At 64.4% G+C, this 18,081-nt stretch carries 19 protein-coding genes and 3 pseudogenes; 9 read left to right on the forward strand and 13 right to left on the reverse strand.

Annotated elements, in window-relative coordinates; genetic code table 11:
• Positions 1–216 precede the first annotated feature (216 nt).
• Both CXY82_RS13880 and CXY82_RS18335 read left to right on the forward strand, forming a co-directional pair.
• Positions 217–1,095 (forward strand): alpha/beta fold hydrolase, encoded by an 879-nt coding sequence (locus CXY82_RS13880; protein ID WP_158252195.1) that lies wholly within the window; start codon positions 217–219, stop codon positions 1,093–1,095.
• A gap of 463 nt (positions 1,096–1,558) precedes the next feature.
• On the forward strand, positions 1,559–1,690 hold the full coding sequence (locus CXY82_RS18335) for a hypothetical protein (RefSeq protein WP_255408594.1): 132 nt from the start codon (positions 1,559–1,561) through the stop codon (positions 1,688–1,690).
• Here the strand turns inward: CXY82_RS18335 and CXY82_RS13885 are convergent.
• From CXY82_RS13885 to CXY82_RS13905, 4 genes and pseudogenes are all read right to left on the reverse strand, one after another.
• Positions 1,687–2,481, reverse strand: a complete 795-nt coding sequence (locus tag CXY82_RS13885) for an ABC transporter ATP-binding protein (protein WP_370443710.1) — start codon at positions 2,479–2,481, stop codon at positions 1,687–1,689. The genes CXY82_RS18335 and CXY82_RS13885 overlap by 4 nt on opposite strands.
• A gap of 6 nt (positions 2,482–2,487) precedes the next feature.
• Positions 2,488–2,826, reverse strand: a complete 339-nt coding sequence (locus CXY82_RS13890) for a type II toxin-antitoxin system RelE/ParE family toxin (protein WP_104171444.1) — start codon at positions 2,824–2,826, stop codon at positions 2,488–2,490.
• Entirely contained in the window at positions 2,823–3,044 is a 222-nt protein-coding gene (locus tag CXY82_RS13895; protein ID WP_104171445.1) for a DUF6290 family protein, read from the reverse strand. The genes CXY82_RS13890 and CXY82_RS13895 overlap by 4 nt, the downstream gene beginning before the upstream one ends.
• Positions 3,045–3,907: 863 nt before the next feature.
• A pseudogene (locus CXY82_RS13905) lies at positions 3,908–4,381 on the reverse strand (transposase); the annotation flags it as partial.
• 122 nt (positions 4,382–4,503) lie between these two features.
• On the opposite strand from CXY82_RS13905, the gene CXY82_RS13910 reads away from it, so the two are divergent.
• Entirely contained in the window at positions 4,504–4,731 is a 228-nt protein-coding gene (locus CXY82_RS13910) for an antibiotic biosynthesis monooxygenase (protein ID WP_104171447.1), read from the forward strand.
• A gap of 208 nt (positions 4,732–4,939) precedes the next feature.
• Here CXY82_RS13910 and arcC read toward each other — a convergent pair whose 3' ends face one another.
• From arcC to CXY82_RS17125, 6 genes are all read right to left on the reverse strand, one after another.
• The gene (gene arcC, locus CXY82_RS13915; protein ID WP_104171448.1) at positions 4,940–5,872 is read right to left on the reverse strand and encodes a carbamate kinase; all 933 of its coding nucleotides are present in this window, start codon (positions 5,870–5,872) and stop codon (positions 4,940–4,942) included.
• Positions 5,872–6,873: an ornithine carbamoyltransferase gene (argF, locus tag CXY82_RS13920; protein WP_104171449.1), complete on the reverse strand. Its 1,002-nt coding sequence runs from the start codon at positions 6,871–6,873 to the stop codon at positions 5,872–5,874. Before argF ends, arcC begins: the two co-directional genes overlap by 1 nt.
• Positions 6,870–8,099, reverse strand: coding sequence for an arginine deiminase (locus CXY82_RS13925; protein WP_104171450.1), 1,230 nt, complete (start codon positions 8,097–8,099; stop codon positions 6,870–6,872). The genes argF and CXY82_RS13925 overlap by 4 nt, the downstream gene beginning before the upstream one ends.
• A gap of 33 nt (positions 8,100–8,132) precedes the next feature.
• The gene (locus tag CXY82_RS13930) at positions 8,133–9,551 is read right to left on the reverse strand and encodes an amino acid permease (protein WP_104171451.1); all 1,419 of its coding nucleotides are present in this window, start codon (positions 9,549–9,551) and stop codon (positions 8,133–8,135) included.
• 252 nt (positions 9,552–9,803) lie between these two features.
• A complete protein-coding gene (locus CXY82_RS17400; RefSeq protein WP_158252196.1) occupies positions 9,804–9,941 on the reverse strand; it encodes a hypothetical protein in 138 nt (45 codons plus the stop codon).
• 45 nt (positions 9,942–9,986) lie between these two features.
• Entirely contained in the window at positions 9,987–10,133 is a 147-nt protein-coding gene (locus CXY82_RS17125) for a hypothetical protein (protein ID WP_146069138.1), read from the reverse strand.
• Positions 10,134–10,271: 138 nt separating this feature from the next.
• On the opposite strand from CXY82_RS17125, the gene CXY82_RS13935 reads away from it, so the two are divergent.
• Positions 10,272–10,703 carry an Lrp/AsnC family transcriptional regulator gene (locus CXY82_RS13935; protein WP_104171452.1) on the forward strand — a complete coding sequence of 144 codons (432 nt, stop codon included), beginning with the start codon at positions 10,272–10,274 and terminating at the stop codon, positions 10,701–10,703.
• 281 nt (positions 10,704–10,984) lie between these two features.
• On the opposite strand, the pseudogene CXY82_RS13940 reads toward CXY82_RS13935, so the two are convergent.
• Positions 10,985–11,206 (reverse strand): annotated as a pseudogene (locus tag CXY82_RS13940) (IS1380 family transposase); the annotation flags it as partial.
• 181 nt (positions 11,207–11,387) lie between these two features.
• Between CXY82_RS13940 and CXY82_RS13945 the strand changes: the two are divergent.
• Positions 11,388–11,984 carry a hypothetical protein gene (locus CXY82_RS13945; protein WP_146069139.1) on the forward strand — a complete coding sequence of 199 codons (597 nt, stop codon included), beginning with the start codon at positions 11,388–11,390 and terminating at the stop codon, positions 11,982–11,984.
• Positions 11,985–12,393: 409 nt separating this feature from the next.
• Entirely contained in the window at positions 12,394–12,933 is a 540-nt protein-coding gene (deoC, locus tag CXY82_RS13950; RefSeq protein ID WP_104171547.1) for a deoxyribose-phosphate aldolase, read from the forward strand.
• A 164-nt stretch (positions 12,934–13,097) separates the two neighbouring features.
• Here the strand turns inward: deoC (CXY82_RS13950) and CXY82_RS13955 are convergent, their stop codons facing one another.
• The gene (locus CXY82_RS13955) at positions 13,098–13,889 is read right to left on the reverse strand and encodes a GntR family transcriptional regulator (protein WP_104171454.1); all 792 of its coding nucleotides are present in this window, start codon (positions 13,887–13,889) and stop codon (positions 13,098–13,100) included.
• Positions 13,890–14,035: 146 nt separating this feature from the next.
• Between CXY82_RS13955 and deoD the strand changes: the two genes are divergently transcribed.
• From deoD to deoC (CXY82_RS13970), 3 genes are read left to right on the forward strand one after another with little or no spacing between them, the layout of a single operon-like run.
• A complete protein-coding gene (gene deoD, locus CXY82_RS13960) occupies positions 14,036–14,740 on the forward strand; it encodes a purine-nucleoside phosphorylase (protein ID WP_104171455.1) in 705 nt (234 codons plus the stop codon).
• Positions 14,740–16,146: an MFS transporter gene (locus CXY82_RS13965; RefSeq protein WP_104171456.1), complete on the forward strand. Its 1,407-nt coding sequence runs from the start codon at positions 14,740–14,742 to the stop codon at positions 16,144–16,146. The genes deoD and CXY82_RS13965 overlap by 1 nt, the downstream gene beginning before the upstream one ends.
• A 9-nt stretch (positions 16,147–16,155) precedes the next feature.
• On the forward strand, positions 16,156–16,860 hold the full coding sequence (deoC, locus tag CXY82_RS13970) for a deoxyribose-phosphate aldolase (RefSeq protein ID WP_104171457.1): 705 nt from the start codon (positions 16,156–16,158) through the stop codon (positions 16,858–16,860).
• 52 nt (positions 16,861–16,912) lie between these two features.
• On the opposite strand, the pseudogene CXY82_RS13975 reads toward deoC (CXY82_RS13970), so the two are convergent.
• Positions 16,913–17,948, reverse strand: a pseudogene (locus CXY82_RS13975) (NADPH:quinone reductase).
• Between the last annotated feature and the right edge of the window lie 133 nt (positions 17,949–18,081).

Consider the following 18,081-nt stretch of genomic DNA (forward strand, 5'->3'; position numbering starts at 1 on the left):
CGGGCAGGGCGCCGGGCAGGCCGCCGGGCAGGCCGCCGGGCAGGGCGCCGGGCAGGCCGCCAGGCGGGGCGCGCCCGACCGATCGGTGCCGCGGGCGTGACGAATTCGGCCCGCATCCGTCTTATCAGTGACGGATGTCTCAGCCCCCGTGAGCGCCCAGGCCACCCGGCACTGCCGGAGGCTAGGATTTTTGCACCTGAACCCGAAGGAAACCCCGTGACGAGCACCGACCGAGCGCGTGTCGAACGACGGCGCGCAGCCGCTGTTCCTGCCCGTAGCCGCAGCATCGAGGTTGATGGGCATCAATTCACCGTGCACTCCCTGAAGAGCACCTCGCCTTCGCCGGACGCGCCGACCTACCTGCTGGTCCACGGCATCGGGGCGTCGCACCGCTACTACCGCCGGGTACAGAGGAGCCTGGCGGCCATCGGGCATACCCATTCGCTCGATCTGCCCGGATTCGGCGGCACCCGCCGGCCCGTTCGGCCGCTCGCTGTCGAAGAATACGGCGCCCTGCTCGGCCGGCTACTTGATCGGCTCGAGGTGCCGCGGGCGGTCCTGGTCGGCCATTCGATGGGCGCCCAATTCGTCACCGAGGTGGCCCGGCAACGCCCCGATGCCGTCTCCCACCTGGTTCTGATCGGCCCTGTCACCGATCCCCGCCGGTCGACAGCCGTGCAACAGGCGCTGGGCCTGACCCGGGATGTGGCCAAGGAGTCGCCGTCGGGCAATCTGATCGTGTTCCGTGACTACCTCGAGTGCGGCCCGCGCTGGTTCTCCACCGAGCTCGTCCCCATGCTCGGCTACCGCACCGACCTGGCCCTTGGCGAGGTGCGCTCCCCCATCCTCGTGATCCGAGGCACCAACGACCCCGTCTCGGGCAGCATTTGGTGTGCATCGCTGGCCGCCGCCGCGCCGGACGGGCATGTGTTCGAGGTCGCGGGGCACCGCCACCTGGTGCACCACAGTGCCGCCGTGCAAACCGCCGCCATCATCGAGGGGCACGCCCTGCGGCTTCCGTCGGTCGCGCACCCGGCATCGTGCAGGGCCACGTTGGCGGGAGCGAAGGCACGAATGCTCGGCACGACCCAGTAGCGCGCATAGCGGGAACCGCCGAAGGGAGCACTGATCGCGGTCATTCCGCTCACCCGGCGGCCCGGGTCATCCGTCGTCATGAGCAGTTTGCCGATCAGGCCGCCCTTGCTGTGCGCCACGATGACGACGCCGGTCAGGTTCTCCCGCTCGAGGTAGGCGGCCACGGTCGCGGCGGCATCCGCCAGAGAACGCCGGTTGCGGCCGAGCTTCGCCACCACGTGCACCGGATGCCCGTGGCCGTGCAGTATCTCAATCAACGGTCGCATGAACTGCCAGGATTCATACACCCCGGGGATGATCACGATCGGGGCTTTGGTACCGGAGCGGAAGTCCGTGGGCCGGGCGCGGGAGAGGAACGCACGGGTCTGGCCGGTCGCCGCATAGACATAGTCGAGCGCGTTCGGAGCTGACCAGTTTCTCGACGGCCCGAAAGCTGAACTGACCCTCCGGAAAGAAGGTTCTGATGAGCAGGTTGGCGTTCGGGAAGACCAAAAACGTCGCCACGAACCACAGCGTCACCAGGGTGATGATGACGACGAACGGGGATCGGAACATTGGAGCCCACGACGAAGTGCGCACGGATGCCCCCCTCTAGTACTGCAGGATCGACGACGGGTCGATATACAGCTGCGCCGCAGAACCCGGTTCGAGCGCAGATCCGCCGCCCTCGGGCACCAGTGCACGAATGCTGCTGCCACGACTGTCGATTGTGTAGGTGCTGTGCGAGCCGTGGTAGGAACGGCCGGCGACGACGCCGTCGAGCCGGATCGCATCCGTGTTGCCCGGGGGCGCCTGCAACGACACCTTCTCCAGGCGCAGGTACGACGTTTTCGCTGGTGCGAGATCGGTGCCGCCGCGCTGGCGCAGCTGGTGCACGACGTCGCCCGAGAGCTTGTTCATCGCACCGACGAAGGTGCACACGAACTCGGTGCCGGAGCGGTTGTAGATCTCCTCCGGGGTGCCTACCTGCTCGACCACGCCGTGGTTGAACACGGCGATCCGGTCGCTCATGGTGAGGGCTTCTTCCTGTTCGTGCGTGACGTACACCGTGGTGATGCCGAGTTCCCGCTGCAGGTTTTTCAGCTGTTCGCGCAGCTGCACGCGCAGCTTGGCGTCGAGATTGGAGAGGGGCTCGTCGAGCAGCAGGATGCGCGGCTTGAGCACGAGGGCCCGGGCGATGGCGACCCGCTGCTGCTGGCCACCGGAGAGTTCGGACACGTTCTTCGCGAGCTGCTCCTCGGTGAGCTCGACCTGCGCGGCGATCTCGTCGACGAGCAGCGCCGTTTCGGCCTTCCTGGTCTTTCGCACCCGCAGGCCGAACGCGATGTTCTCCCACACGCTCATGCTGGGGAACAGCCCCTGGTCGACGTTCAGCAGACCAAGCACGTCTGGTCAGCAGAGGGTCTCATCGAACGCCACTATTGCCGCGGCCAGGGAGGCCGATTGGTAATCCTCGATCAATGCAGACGCCGTCGTGTCCCGCAGGTTTGTCACTTCAGCCGTGGGATTCGTGATGGCGGAGGTAAGTTGCAATAGCTGCTTGAGATCGGCCTGAGTCTTCGGTGTTCCGGAGCCAGACATCGCGGTCAGACCCTTCCCGCGTTGGCGAGGATCGTCGAGACGTTCGACGTCCTCGAGGTATAACAGGACTCGTCGCTGCACAGCGCGGTCCAGCTTCCTGAATTGGCAATCGAACTGCTCGGTGGTCTCAACGCGCCACCGGGCGATCACAGCTCAGACTCGGCTTTCAGCGCCGAGAGCGGCCGGGAGCGGCGGCCTGCGGCTTCAAAAGCGTTCAGCGATTCGTCGGCCGCAAAAGCGTCCTCCAGATCGGTCAGATGCTCGCGGAGGGCAGCTCGAACGTAGAAGCTCTTCGAACGCCCCGTGCGTCTGGACAGCTCCTCCAGCCGCTCCTCTTCCTCGGGGGTGAGACGGATTGAGATCGTCACACTGCCACCTTCCAAAGTAAGACATGTTTACGCAAAGGATACGCCCGTCTCGACGGTTCAGCACGTGTGATTGTCCGCGATGGTGCGTGGTTACAGTGGCGTTGCCGCGTTACGTACGTCAGGCGCCGTACATCGTCATCGCCCCCGGCGTTGCCCTGGCGCACTCTGACCGTCGCCCGCAGTTCTCACGGTAGGCCTGAGCGGAGTTAGTGGCTCGGCGACGAACAGCTCGGTGGTGTGCCTGCGGTTTTCAGTTTCCAATAGCGAAAGCATGGCCTAGCCGATTGCGCATTTGTCAACTTTTCAACGACATCGATGCCAACGGATCGGCCAAAGGGCTGGCTTCAGGCCCTTGGACGGTCGCGTGCCGGCTCGCCACGCGCCTAACCCGTAAGCGGAAGAACTTCCGGCCGCGGCTTCTGCTTTTCATTCCACAAATCGAACGCAGTCTGAATTCCCAGCCAGAGCTCCGCGCGCGTTCCCAGGAGCAAGCTCGGGTGCGGAGGGTTGTGCATTGTGGTCATCTTGGTTCAGTGGTAGTCGACGTAGTCGAGAAAAGCGAGTTGTCATTGCAAGTTTGCAGCGTGATCCGGGCGGATGCCCGCCTTGCTTCCCGACGCAAAGAACCGCGCTTAGGCTTGGAGCATGTCTACCCCCTTAGCCTCAATACCGTTCATTTAAGCGTTTGAGTGGTGATTTCTGGCTCGTGGAGGGGTTGTGGCCAGTGCGTGTGGTGGAAGCGTTTGGCGGGCCACTTCGAGACCTTGCGTTTGATGACTCGAGGGTGTGATCGCCGTCGTCGCGCCGGGTTCAGGCGCCGGACGAGGGCGAGGATGGCGTGGCGCCAGACCACTTTGGCGTGATCAGGCTGCGGAGGGGGAAAAAGCGCCCTGGGCCACGGAACGGCGGGCGATGCGGAGTGCGGCAACGAAAGAGACCCGGTCGGGGTCGCGGCGAGCGTGTTGGGCGGCCCCAACCATGAGGGTGCGGATCGCGTAGTGGCAACAGAGGTGGCCCCAGATTTCCTGCTTGACCAAGTCAGGAGATTTAGACCGCATCACCATGCGCGGCCCGCGTTGGTGAGTTTTCAGCTCGTCGTACACGGACTCGATCTCCCACCGTTCGGAGTACACGGTCGCGAGTTCTTCCGCTGAGGCCTCGGCCGGATCAAGGATCGTGGTCAGCAGCCGGTAGGCGTCAGGGTTGTCGCGTCCATCGTCGATCGTGTAGTCCACGACCCGCACGGTCAACGGTGGTGTCGATTGCCGCCCAGGGCCGGAGGTCGGGATGATCGTCGCCAGCCAGGACCCGTCAGCGAGGGTCTCCTGATGCCTCGGACGAAGGTTCGTCTTTTCCACAACGTAACACGAGAATGCTTAACTGAACGGTATTGAGGCTAAGCGGGACCCACTGACCTCCCGCCGATTTGGCTCCGGAGCAGGTCTGAGAGGCCGAGGGCATGATCCTTGAGCATGCATTTTTTCCGGTGCTGGCCAGTTCCAAGGTCGAGTTCGAGGTCGCGTTCAAGCAAGCGCGCCCTCTGATTGGCGGCCACCCCGGGTTTCGTTCCTTATTCTTGTCAAGATCAATGGGATCGCCGAACTTATATGTTCTTCTTGCGGATTGGGATTCCGTGAAAGCTCACACGCGAGGACTTCAGCGTCGGGCCACGCACGTTGCTGGTTGAGAAAATCGGCGAACTGATTCGCGTTTTGACTCCGATCGCCAACTTTATTGTCGAGGTCGTTCCTCCTGTCATGACCTGGTTGCGAGAGAAGGCCGCGCTGCCCAACCTGCCGTATACGCGCACCTGCCCGGACCGTTGAGTCGGCCCGGGCAGGTTTCTGTCGTCCCCGTCAGCCGCCGTGGACCGGCGTCGTGGGACCGCGGCGGGGTCAGCGGTAGGCCACGCCGTTGGCTGTCACGGAAACCCGGGTACCCGCGGTTCCGTCCAGGAGCGCCGGCAACTCTGTCAGGGATCCGATGAAGGCGTCGCGACCGGTGTTGCGGGCGAAGTCGATCGCCGCCTCAACCTTGGGTCCCATCGAGCCCGCCGGGAAGTCGAAGCCCGCGAGCGTGTCCGGGTGGACGAGCATGATGGCGCGCTGTTCTGGCGTCCCCCAGCCGGTGTAGACGGCGTCCGCGTCGGTGGCGATCACTAGGGAGTCGGCCTTGAGGTCCCGGGCCAGCACCGCGCTGGCCCGGTCCTTGTCGATCACGGCGTCGACGCCGATGAGTTTGCGGGAGCCGGGCTGGTACATGGTGGGTATGCCACCGCCGCCGGCGCAGATCACCACCGTGTCGGCCGCCACCAGCGTTTTGATCGTGCTCAGCTCGAAGATCCGCTGCGGCATGGGCGAGGGCACCACCCGACGCCAGTGGTCGCCGTCGGGTTTGATAACCCACCCCCGCAGCACCGCCAGGCGACGCGCCTCGTCGGCGTCGTACACCGGCCCGACAAACTTCGTCGGGTCCGTGAACGCCGGGTCTGCCGGGTCCACCTCGGTCATTGTCAGGATCGTCGCGATCGACTTTTCGAACGGGAGTCGGTTGCCGAGTTCTTGTTCGATCATGTACCCGATCATTCCCTCGGTCTGGGCGCCCAGGACGTCGAAAGGGTACTCGGACGTGTGGTCGTAGGCGGCCGCCTGGAGCGCGAGCAGCCCGACCTGCGGCCCGTTGCCGTGGGAGATCACCAGCTGATGCTCCTGGGCGATTGGCGCCAGTGCGGCGCACGCCTTGGCGACGTTGGCACGTTGGTTTTGCACCGTCATCGGGGCGCCGCGCTCCTGGAGCGCGTTGCCGCCGAGAGCGACCACGAGGCGCATCAGGAACCCAGGGTGGCGACCATGATCGCCTTGATCGAGTGCATCCGGTTCTCGGCCTGAGCGAACACGATGGAGCTGGACGACTCGAACACCTCGTCCGTGACCTCAAGCTCGCCGAGGCCGGTCTGCTTGAACAACTGTTCCCCGACGGCCGTGTTCCGGTCGTGGAACGCCGGCAGGCAGTGCATGAACTTGACGTCGGGGTTGCTGGTCTTAGCCAAGACGTCCGCGGTGACCTGGTAGGGAAGCAGGGCGGCGATGCGTTCGTCCCAAGTTTCCTTGGGCTCGCCCATGGAGACCCAGATGTCGGTGTAGATGAAGTCGACCCCGGCCACGCCCTCGGCGACGTCCTCAGTGTGGGTCAGCCGCGCGCCCGTGCTCTCGGCGATCGTCTGGGCGGCCGCGATCACATCGTCGGTGTTCCACAGCTGGCGGGGGGCCACGATGCGCACGTCCATGCCCATCAGCGCCCCTGCCACCAGCAGCGAGTTCGCGACGTTGTTGTGCGCGTCTCCGAGGTACGCGAAGGCGATCTCGTGGTCGTTCTTGGTGGAGTGCTCGCGCATCGTGAGCATGTCGCACAGCGCCTGGGTGGGATGCCACTCGTCCGTCAACCCGTTCCACACCGGCACACCCGACGACGCGGCCAGCGTCTCGACGTTGGTCTGCGCCGAGCCGCGATACTCGATGGCGTCGAACATCCCGCCCAGCACCCGCGCGGTGTCCTTAACGGACTCCTTGTGCCCCATCTGTGACCCGCTCGGATCGAGGTAGGTCACGTGGGCGCCCTGGTCGTGCGCGGCGACCTCCATGGCGCAGCGGGTCCGGGTGGAGGTCTTCTCGAAGATGAGGGCGATGTTCTTCCCGGTTAGCCGCGGCAGCTCAGTGCCGGCGTATTTGGCTGCCTTGAGGTCCGCGGCCAGCCCGAGGAGGAACTTCCACTCCTTCGGGGTGAAGTCGACTTCCTTAAGGAAACTCCGGTTGTGCAGGTTAAAGCTCACAGGATCACCGCATCTCTTTCGATTGGACAGGACAGACATCGCGGACCGCCGCGCCCGCGGCCGAGCTCGGATCCCACGACGGGTACGACTTCGATGCCCTCGTCGGCGAGGTATCGATTGGCGGTCGTGTTCCGCTCATAACCCAGCACGACGCCGGGGGAAACGGCGAGGAAGTTGTTCCCATCGTTCCACTGCTCTCGCTGCGCACCCGCGCGATCGATTGGGGTGCGCAGGACCCGGACCTTGTCGACGCCGAGGGCCTCGGCCACGAGAGGAAACAGGTCAGTGTGCTCCGTAATGTCGTAGTCGCCGCCGGACCCCACCGGGGTGAGCATGAACGCGCGCAGCGTCTCGGGCAGGTACGGATAAACGGAGAACGCGTCGCTGTCGACCATTGTCATGGCGGTGTCCAGGTGCATGAACGCCCGCTCCTTCGGCAGCTCGACGACGATCACCTGGCGGACATGGCCGCCTTGGAAGAGCAGTCGGGCCAGTGTCTCGACCCCCTGGGGCGAGGTCCGCTCGCCCATCCCGATCATCAGCACCCCATTACCGATCACGAGCACGTCGCCGCCCTCGACGGTAGCGGGCTCGTGGGGCAGGAAATCGTCGCCGTAGACGATCTCCAGCCCGGCGTCGCGGAACATCGGGTGGAACTTGTAGATCAGGCGGGAGTTGATGGTCTCGCGTTTGCGGGCCTGCTTGGCCATCGGGTTGATGCTCAGGGCGCCGTAGATCCAGGACGAGTTATCGCGCTGGAACAGGTGGTTCGGCAGGGGCCGCAGCAGGAAGTCGTCGATGCCGAGGGACTCCATCAGAAGGCTGGGCGTGTGCAGCATCGGCATGACGTCACTCTTGAGCACGCCCCCGATCAGGAGCTCGGAAAGCACCTCCGACGACGTTTGGTCGACGATCCGCTCCAGCGGCTTGTCCAGCGCGGGCCCGAACCGGATGGCCGTGGTCAGACACTTCTGCAGGAACTCCCGGGCACCCGGCGCGTCCAGCGCCGCGGCGAGCAGTTCGCGGAAGTAGTGCACCGTCACGTTGCGCTCTCTGAGCTGGCCGACGAACGCGTCGTGCTCTTCCCTAGCCCGATCGGCCCACATGACGTCGTCGAAGAGCAGGTCGTCGACGTTGTCCGGGGTCAGCCGGCTGAGCTCGAGACCCGGCCGGTGGACGATCACCTGGCGCAGCACTCCTACCTCGGATTCAACACGAAATGGCATGGCTATTCCTTACTATATTGATGGTGTAAATGCTCAGCGGTACTCGGGCACGGGGGCCGGCTTAGTCATCCGGTGCCGCTGCGCAAGGTAGACCGGGATCCCGACGACGAACGCGCCGCCGGCCATCAGGAACGGGCCCCAGACGACGTACCACAAGTCGCTGGTGTTCCTGGAGTAGTAGATGAAGGCGACCGAGAAGATCAGCGCCACGACCGCCACCGACACATCGAAAGCGAACCTCGACGTGTGGACTGGGTGGCTGTCCCGCCAACGCCACTTGATCTGGACCAAGGCGGAGAATGCGTAGGGCACGGCCGCCGTGATCCCGGTCATCAGGACCAGGGTGGTAAACACCGTTGAGCCGCTGGTTCCCAGATAGCTGATCACCACGGCGACCGACGCCAGCGCGGTGGACGCGATGATCCCGAAGGCCGGAACCCGGCGCCGCGACAGGCTCCCGAACCGCGCCGGGAACAGCCCGTCCTTCGCGGCAGCCAACGGCATCTCCGCGCAGATCATTGTCCAGCCGTTCAGCGCGCCGATACCGGAGACGATGACGGCCAACGCCACCAAGTCCCCGGCCCAGGAACCGCCGCCGACGATCGAGTTGGCCGCGACGGAGTAGGACGCCTTGTTCACGTCCATAGCCAACTGCGAGGCGGGCACGATGCCGAACACGGCAACCATCGACAGCAGGTAGACGATGGCGCTAGCGAGCGTGCCGTAGATGGTCGCCTTCGGGACATTCCGTTCGGGATCGCGGACCTTCGCCGCGGCAACGGCCGCGGTCTCGACGCCCAAATAGCTAAACAGTGCGATCGCCATCGCTCCACCGATCGCCGACAGGCTGCTGTCACCGCTGAGGTTCCACGGCGTGAAGTTCCCCGCCTTGATGAAGAACAACCCGACGGTCGACATGATGGCCAGCGGGATGAACTTCAGCACCGTCGTCCAGACTTGGACCGAACCCATCACGCGCACGCCAGTCAGGTTGATCACGGCCGGGATCCACAACCCGACGAGGGCGATCAGGATGGACCAGCCGACCGCGCCGTCCTTGTTTAGGAAGTGCTCGACGTAGTACACCCAGCCGACGACGATCGCCGCATTGCCCGCCCATGCCGTGATCCAGTAGGACCAGGCGTTAACGAACCCGGCCGCGTTGCCGAACCCTGAGCGTGCATAGGCATACGGTCCGCCGGCAGCCGGCAGGCGTCGCGACATCACCGCGAACATCAGCGCAAGCGCGACCGCCCCGACGGTGGCGAGGCCCATGGCGACCAGGCTGATCGGGCCATACGACGCTAATGCGTAGGGCAGCGAGAAGATGCCGACACCGATGATACTGCCCATAATCAGTGCAGTCGACTGAGGCAGGGACAGGGCGCGCTCGGTTGTGCGCCCCTCGGGCTCGGTCGGGACAGACCCGACCTCGGACCTTGGTTGGACCATGATGACCTCCGGCGTTGATACGGATATTTGACATCCGATCGTCAGGTCGAAAGGTTTCCGGGCTTAGCGGCCGAGGGAACTAAGTGGCGAGTTCACGGATGTTCTTGAAACGGATGTTCTTGAAATCTGCCGTGCATTTCGGTGGAGCGTGTCAGAAACCGACGCAGGGCAATGCCTGATCAGGTTTTAAGAAACGCAGTGGTTGAACTTAACATTGACGGCACGCCGATCACCGCCCCAAAGAGCCAGCGCTTACGGCCGAGCAGAAATCGAGACAATAACGTCAGCGACCAGACCGAAGAGGTTCTTGGAATCGAAGGGACCGGCGATCAGATCGAGTTCGACGAAGAATGAGGCGCCGGCAACCGAATCGCGCAGGTAGCGCAGCACCGAAAAGTCTTCGATGGCAAAATCGACCGAGTCGAAGATGGCGATCTAGTCGTAGTGCGTGCGCCCCGCCGCCTGGGTCTTATCAGTAGTGGCGGTCGTGATGATGTCGGCGCCCGCCACCGCGTCCCGTACGCTCGCTACCACGACGATGTCGAAGCCGAACGGCCGGGCGGTGATGTTCTTTACGTTCATAAAACGCACCACGACAACCTTCTTTTTGTTTTCTGTAATCAGCCTATGACCGGGCAATGTGCACGCGTAACGAGCAGAACGAGCCAATATGTTCCATTAATCTTTCAAGATGGTTACCCTGGCTGTACAGTGTGAATCATGCATACGCTCGACGACCTCGATCGCCGCCTAATCGGCGCGCTGCGGGCGGACGGGCGAACCCCCGTCACCACGCTCGCCCATGACCTCGGAGTCACGAGGGCAACGGTGAACATCCGGCTGCAGCGGCTGCTGGACACGGGCACCGTCCTCGGATTCTCCGTCCGGGTTCGCGAAGAGCGGGATCCCGACTCGATCCGGGCGATCGCGCTCATCGAGGTCGAGGGGCGCTCAACAGATCGGGCGATCAGCCAACTTCGCGGCTTTCCCGAAGTCCGGGCGCTACACACCACGAACGGCGGCTGGGACCTGGTGGCCGAGATCCGGACCGACACGCTGAGCAACTTCGACCGGCTACTCGGCCAGATTCGCTCCGTCGAGGGCGTCGTTAACAGCGAAACGAGTCTGCTGCTCAGTTCGACGCTGTCCTAAGCCTCATTCCACCGACCGGCTGAGGTTGGGAGTCGTTTTCTGATTTGAGTTGCGGCGGCGTGCTGGGGCGTGGTTGTGCGCTGAGCCTCGCTGCTCGCGTTGTTCCACTTGGCTTCCAGGTCGTGCCGGGTCGGGGCGGGCGGGTCAGGTCGGGGTTGGGCTCGGTGGTGCGAAGGCGTGGTCGAAGAGGTGGGCCCAGCCGGTTTCCCAGGGCCAGTTCTCGGGCAGGTGCAGTGTGATGCGCCGGGCTGACGCGGCGATCCTCGCGGGGATGTTGATCAGTCAATGGCATCCGCACCGGCCACCATCCCGGCAACCAGGGACGCGATCTTCAGGCCGGCGTTCGCGCCCTTGTCCGTGGGGACGCTCAACCATTTGTCGGCCAGCCGTCGCAGGCCCGCTTTCTCGGCCAGTTTCATCTCTGGGACCAAACCCGCAGAAGACACGAGGTTGGAGTCATCGAAGACGTGCGACACGGCGCGGGTGGTGTGCGAAACTTGCATCTAAGAGATGTCCTTCTGGATCAGTTGAATTGTTCTGTGGTAAGTACAATTTTCCCTGATAAGAAGGGCATTCTCCGTTTAACGCGCCGCTAGATCCCAAGTCCGATCGGTGGATTCAGGCTTAGACGACCTCAACTTCCGAAGCGCATTCGGCGCAGCCGGCATGGTCCACCGGCCAGGCATGGCCAATGACCCTCTTCAGGAGATGGCACCGCTCTTGGCGGAAGATGGCATAGATGTCAATGATCCGTCGAGTTTCGACATGGCTGCCTTGAACGCGGCACTCGCACGCGCGGTTGAGCGAACAAACCTGGAACGATTCACGCCGATCGGCGTGACCAGGTCGAATACGTTGACCGTGCTCCTGTCGGCGTCGGAAGCAATCAGCTCGGGCGACGTGCAGAGTACTGAGGCCGTGATTCGTGGCATCGCCCCGGAGCCGAAGGAGACTGGCGAACCATCGGTCGCTCCTGTCACCGGGGTGAGCCTCGGCCTGCTCGATTCGTGGCATCGTGATGCCAGCCTCACCAAGCTGCTTGCTCGTACGCGGATCCCTGACTGGTCGAGCCGTTCCCGTGTCGCGGGGACAGACATAGTCGCGCTGGCGCGAAAAGGGCGAGCATTGGAAGCGGTTGCCGCACTGCACGGCCGGTACGACGGATTGACGATCTTGGAGGGCAGCATCCTCGCGATCGCTGGAACGCTCCAGTCCTGGGCCGCCGCGACGGACCAGAGCGTTCATGACCTCGGCGTGGCCGTTCTGAAGGACCAGAAGTAACAAGGACCGGCACCGACCCTTTCCGCGTTGGCGAGGCTCGTCGCGACTCTCGACGTCGTCGAGGTAGAACGGAACCCGACGCGGCACAGCGCGGTTCAGCATCCAGAATCGGCAATCGATAAGTTTGGTGGTCCTATCCTGCCACCGGGCGATCGCAGCTAACACTCGGCTTCCAGCGATCGCGTGGCCGTCGAGGCGGGCCGCGGCGACGCCAGGTACCGCTGGGTCGGACTGGACGGACACGTGGTGTCGATCGAGGAATTCGGCGAGTCGGGTAGCGGCCCCGAGGTGCTGCGTCGCCGCGGCATCCACCTCACGCGGTCATCAACGCTGCGCACGCCACCCTCGCCGGCCACCCCGGCACGCCGCCGGGCACCTCCAAACCCCTCACCAACGAAAGATGCACCTCATGACCATTCTCGCCCCCGACGCCAGAAGCGTCGCCCGCCAGATCGACCACACCCTGCTCACGCCCGAGGCCACCGCCAAAGCCGCCAAGGCCGCGCTCGCCATCGAGCAGGGCGCCGACGAGATCGACATGGTCATCGACATCGGTTCGGCCGAGGCCGGCCGCTTCGACGACGTGCAGGCCGACATCGCCGCCGTGCGCGCGAGCATCCCGGCGCCGAAGGTGCTCAAGGTCATCATCGAATCTGCAGCGTTGACGGATGCCGAGATCGTCGCCGTGTGCCAGGCTGCCGTGGCCGCGGGCGCCGACTTCGTGAAGACCTCCACCGGCTTCCACCCCGCCGGCGGGGCGACCGAGCACGCCGTGCGCCTGATGAAGCAGACCGTGGGCGACCGAGCCCAGGTGAAGGCGTCGGGCGGCGTGCGCAGCTTCGACGATGCCCGCGCCATGATCGCTGCGGGCGCGAGTCGCCTCGGCGTCTCCGGCGGCGCCGCACTGCTCAGCGGCAGCACGCGCGCCGTCCCGACCAGCACCTACTAGGCGTCCGTGCCGGCCTCGCCGAACTCGATTGGGCGGACAGGTCTGCTCGCCTAAAACCGTCGCATCGTTCCGCGCGCGTCCGCACTGCATGCGCTCGACAACGGGCCGACGTGGCCGCCGACCGGGTCGCCCACATTCAGCCTGACCCCCGCCGAAAAGCACCCCTAGTTCGGGTTATGTTGCCTCACCGACAGTGACCCGTGGCCGGGCGCGACGACACATTTTGCGGCGTAGATCGGAACTCCGCCGTGCTCCGCTGTCTGGGTGAGGATGAGGACCGCCGCTGACGGCCCTATGTTCAGCAGTTTCGCTCGCGTGGGGCCAGCGTCGGATGCGACGATCTGGCACACGCTGTTTGTGAAGACGTGGCCGTTGGCCTGCATGGATGCGAGAAGTGTCCGTGGTTCGGCGGCGATCTCCGAGAGTTCGGATGCGATTCGCGCGCTCACATCACTGAGGTAGCGCCCAGCGGGGAGATGCTCTTGAACAGTGGCCACGGGAACGCCATCCTGCAGCAAGACGCTCTCGCGGATCCAGGCGTTGGCAGCCGGGTCGAGCGAGAGCCGGTGGGACACGAAGTCTGTAACCCCTTCCAACTCGAAGCGCACCGGCTGGACAGTCAACGTCATATTCGGGTCGGCTAGGGCGACCTCAAATGGCCGCAGCTGCTCCAGTCCGCCGTGCGGGATGAAGTCCGTTACGAATCGTCCAACTCCGCGACGGGTGACCAGTAACCCGTCTTCTTCGAGGAGCATCAGCGCCTCGCGTACGGGTGTGCGGCTGACGCCGAGCATTGCCGAGAGCTCTGTTTCCCTCGGCAGCATTTCGCCGAGCCGGAACACACCAGAGCGGATTCCATCTGCGAGCCGCGTGTAGACGGCGACTCGAATCGGCTGGCCGACGGTGAGGTAGAGCTGCTGGTGAAAGAACGGGTGCGGTTCCAAACGGGTCGTCACGAGACCTCCTTGTCACCCTGAACGTATCACATTTGATATGCTACCTGAGAGGTATAACTTCATACTATTCAGACGAAGGGGTCAACATGAGTTCAACCACCACGAGGGTCGGATCACGGTCAACGATGAAGGGTCTGTATCCCCCCATGAGCAGCACGCCGCACATTGATCCGAAAGGGGTGGACATCGCCGAGACGATCCTCCTTCCGGGGGACCCGCTGCGAGCGAAATTCATCGCCGAGACCTACTTCGACGACATCCGATGCTTCAACGAGGTTCGTAACATGTTGGGTTTTACGGGCACTTACCGGGGGCGTCCCGTGTCCGTAATGGGCACGGGTATGGGCATCCCTTCCATCTCGCTCTATAGCTATGAGCTGATCCACTTTTTCGGGGTCAAGAACCTGATCCGGGTGGGCACCTGCGGCGCCATGCAGAAGAACATGGAGCTCTACGACGTAGTTATCGCCCAGGGCGCGTCGACCGACTCCAACTACCTGCACCAGTTCAACCTGCCCGGTTCATGGGCGCCGCTGTCGTCGTACAGGCTGCTCGAGCACGCCAAACGGATCGCCGACGAGCGCGGTCAACGCACCCACGTGGGCAATGTGCTCTCGTCCGACCTGTTCTACGGCGCCGATCCGGACGCCATGGGGAAGTGGATGAAGATGGGCATCTTGGCCGCCGAGATGGAGTCGGCAGGTCTGTTCGCCAACGCCGCGGCCGGGGGCGTCGATGCGCTGGGCATCTTCACTGTTAGCGACCAACTCGTCACCAACGCCAGGACCACCCCCGAGGAACGGCAGACCGCCTTCACCGGAATGATCGAGATCGCGCTGGAACTGATCTGATGAGCACCGCGACTCGCGCCACGCGTCCAACTCCGGTCTTCAACCCGACCCGGGCCGTCCCCATCCTGCTGTTCCTCTTCGTGTTTTCGCTGGTGCTGGACAATGGCTTCAAGTTCATGTCGCCGGCGCTGGCGCTGGATCTCAACCTGCCCGTCAACACTGTCAGCCTGCAAGCCACGCTGACCGGCATCCTGATCGGTATCGGCGCCGTGGTGTACGCCGCGCTGGCCGACTCGATCAGCATCCGGAAACTCATCATTTTCGCGATCCTCGTGATGACGATCGGGTCGATCGTCGGCTTCATCTTCCAGGCCAACTTCTGGCTGGTCCTGGTCGGCCGGCTGATCCAGACCGCCGGTCTGGCGGCCGCCGAGACCCTCTACGTGATCTACGTCACCAAGCACTTCAGGGGCGACGAGCAGAAGAAGTATCTGGGCTTCAGCACCGCAGCCTTCCAACTGTCGCTACTGATCGGCACCGTCGGCAGCGGCTTCATCGCCACCTACATCGGCTGGGCGACCTTCTTCCTGGTCACGTTGCTTTCCCTGCTGACCATCCCGCTCGTGCTCCGCACGGTTGCTGCGGAGGAAACGAACGACAGCCACGTGGACGTGCTCGGGCTTTTCCTGATCGCGGTGTTCGCCACCGGCATCATCCTGTTCATGCAGAACTTCAACCCCTGGTACCTGGTGCCAGTCGTCGCGGGGCTGATCCTGTTCATCTGGCACATCCGAACCAACGACAACGCCGTGATCACCATCGCGTTCTTCGCCAACGCTCAATACTCGCTGATGATCATCGTGGTATTCGTCATCTACTCGGTCCAGCTCGGCTACACGTTCCTCTTCCCATTCCTGGTATCCGACATCTACGGCTACAACCTGGGTGAGGTCTCCCTGCTGCTGATCCCCGGCTACATCGCCGCTGTGATCGTCGGCTCGGCCACCGGCAAAATCGCCCGGTTCCTCACATCCAAGCAGGCCATCACCGCGGCGTTGATCGTGATCACCGCCTCGATGCTGATCCCGGCTCTGGTGGTGGACAAGTGGATCGGGATCTTCGTGATCTCGATGGTCTTGTTCGGCATGGGCTTCGCGTTGATGTACGGCCCACTCGTATCGACCGCCATTGGGCGGGTGCCGGTCGAGAAATCCGGTATCGCCATCGGCTTCTACAACCTCACCATCAACATGGCAGTGCCGATCGGCATCGCCTACACCGCAACCCTGATGGACCTGAAGCCCAACCTGCTCGGGGGCATCGCCGGCACCGACCAGGCGGCCTCTTACGGAACGGTGTTACTGATTCTCGCGGCGGTCGCCGCCCTCGGCCTGGTGCTCTACCGCGCCTTCGTCGTGGTCCTGGAGCGCCAAGGCGAACCCGAACCCGCACCCGTCACCAACTAAGGACACACCATGATTTCGACCCCCACCGTCCCCCTCAGCGCCGCCATGGTCGCCCAGCACATCGACCACACCCTCCTGAAGCCCGAGGCCACCGCAGCAGACGTGACCGCACTCATCGCCGAGGCCATTGAGCTCGGCACCTACTCGATCTGCGTCTCCCCGTCGATGCTGCCGCTTCGCATCCCCGCCGGTGCCGACCTCAAGATCGCGGTCGTGTGCGGCTTCCCCAGCGGCAAGCACCACAGCGCCATCAAGGCCGCCGAGGCCGCCCTCGCCATCGAGCAAGGAGCCGACGAGGTCGACATGGTCATCGACATCGGTGCCGTCAAGGCCGGTCGGTTCGCCGAGGTGCAGGCCGACATTGCGGCCGTGCGGGCCAGCGTCCCGGCACCGACGGTGCTCAAGGTGATCATCGAATCCGCTGCGCTGACGGACGCCGAGATCGTCGGCGCCTGCCAGGCATCCGTCGCCGCGGGAGCAGACTTCGTCAAGACCTCCACCGGCTTCCACCCCGCCGGCGGAGCGACCGTGCACGCGGTGCGCCTGATGAAGCAGACCGTCGGCGACCGTGCCCAGGTGAAGGCCTCGGGCGGTGTGCGCAGCTTCGACGATGCCCTGGCCATGATCGAAGCCGGCGCAACCCGCCTCGGCGTCTCCGGCAGCGCCGCGCTGCTCTCCGGCGCGTCTTCGACCGAACCTGCCGGCAGCTACTAACCGTCGGCTGGGCTCGCACATTGCACCGTGTGCGAGCCCAGCGCGAATGTTCCTACTGACCCACCGAGACGTCGATTAGCACTTTCCCGACAACCCCGCTCTCGACCAGAGCATGGGCATCCGCCGTGTGCGCAAGATCGGTGCGGTGCAGGGGCAGCCCCGACTCCTCCCCCACAGTCAGCGCGCCGTCGACGAGGGCGGCGGTGATGTCCTCGGCCGCCGCCCGAATCACGTCGGCCCCCACCGTGTAGAGCAGCACGAACTGGTAACGCACATTGAGGCTGAAGTGCTCGCGCACGTCGAGCGTCACCTGGTTGCCGCCGTTGTTGGCATAGACCGCAATCAACCCACGATTACGGATGACGGCCAGGTCGAGCCGCGCATTTTGAGCCGGTGCGACCTCCACGATCAGGTCCACCCCCTCCGGTGCGATCGCCCGGATCTGGGCGATGACGTCCGGGTCGGTGTAGGTAAGCACATGCTGCGCGCCGGCGGCCGTGGCCAGCGCCGCCTTCGCCGGACCGCTCACGGTCGTGACAACGGATGCCCCAGCCCATCGGGCCAGCTGGATCGCCGCGTGCCCGACCGCACCAGCTCCGCCAGCCACGAGCACCACCTTCCCGGCGAGGGCACCCGGGTGCAGCCGCCGCGGACCGTCTTCGGCCACCGTCAGCGCGCGATACGCCGTGATCGCCGGCACTCCAAGGCTCGCGCCCTGATCGAAACTCGCGTTCACCGGCAGAAAGGAAGACGCGCTCTGCGGGAAGCACGGCGTACTCCTGGGCCGTGCCGCTGTTCGCGCGCTGGTACGCGGCGAGCGCCAGCCACACCCGGTCGCCCACGCTGACGTGCTGCACCCCGGCGCCGACCGCTTCCACGATGCCGGCACCATCTTGCCCGGGCACGACGTCGTCGAACGCCAGTGCCTGGCCCGGTGCCGACCCGCGGCGTGACTTCCAGTCGGTGGGGTTCACGCCGCTGACCACGATCCGCACCCGCACCTCGTCGGCTCCGGGTTCGCTCACCGGCCGATCGACGAGCTGAAGCACGGACGGGTCACCGGTCTGGCTGTAGACAATTGACTTCATGTCAGGGGCAACGCTGGCGGGGGTAAAATGTTTCCCTTATGCGCCTTCGCCACCCTGACGAGGGCGCTCGAGACGACTTCATGGTTTCCGCAGGCGCGCGCGAGACAAATGCGCATCGCGCAGCCCTTTGCCG

Origin of the sequence: Cryobacterium sp. M23 (genome assembly GCF_002929655.1) — a bacterium.
GTDB classification, from domain to species: domain Bacteria; phylum Actinomycetota; class Actinomycetes; order Actinomycetales; family Microbacteriaceae; genus Cryobacterium; species Cryobacterium sandaracinum.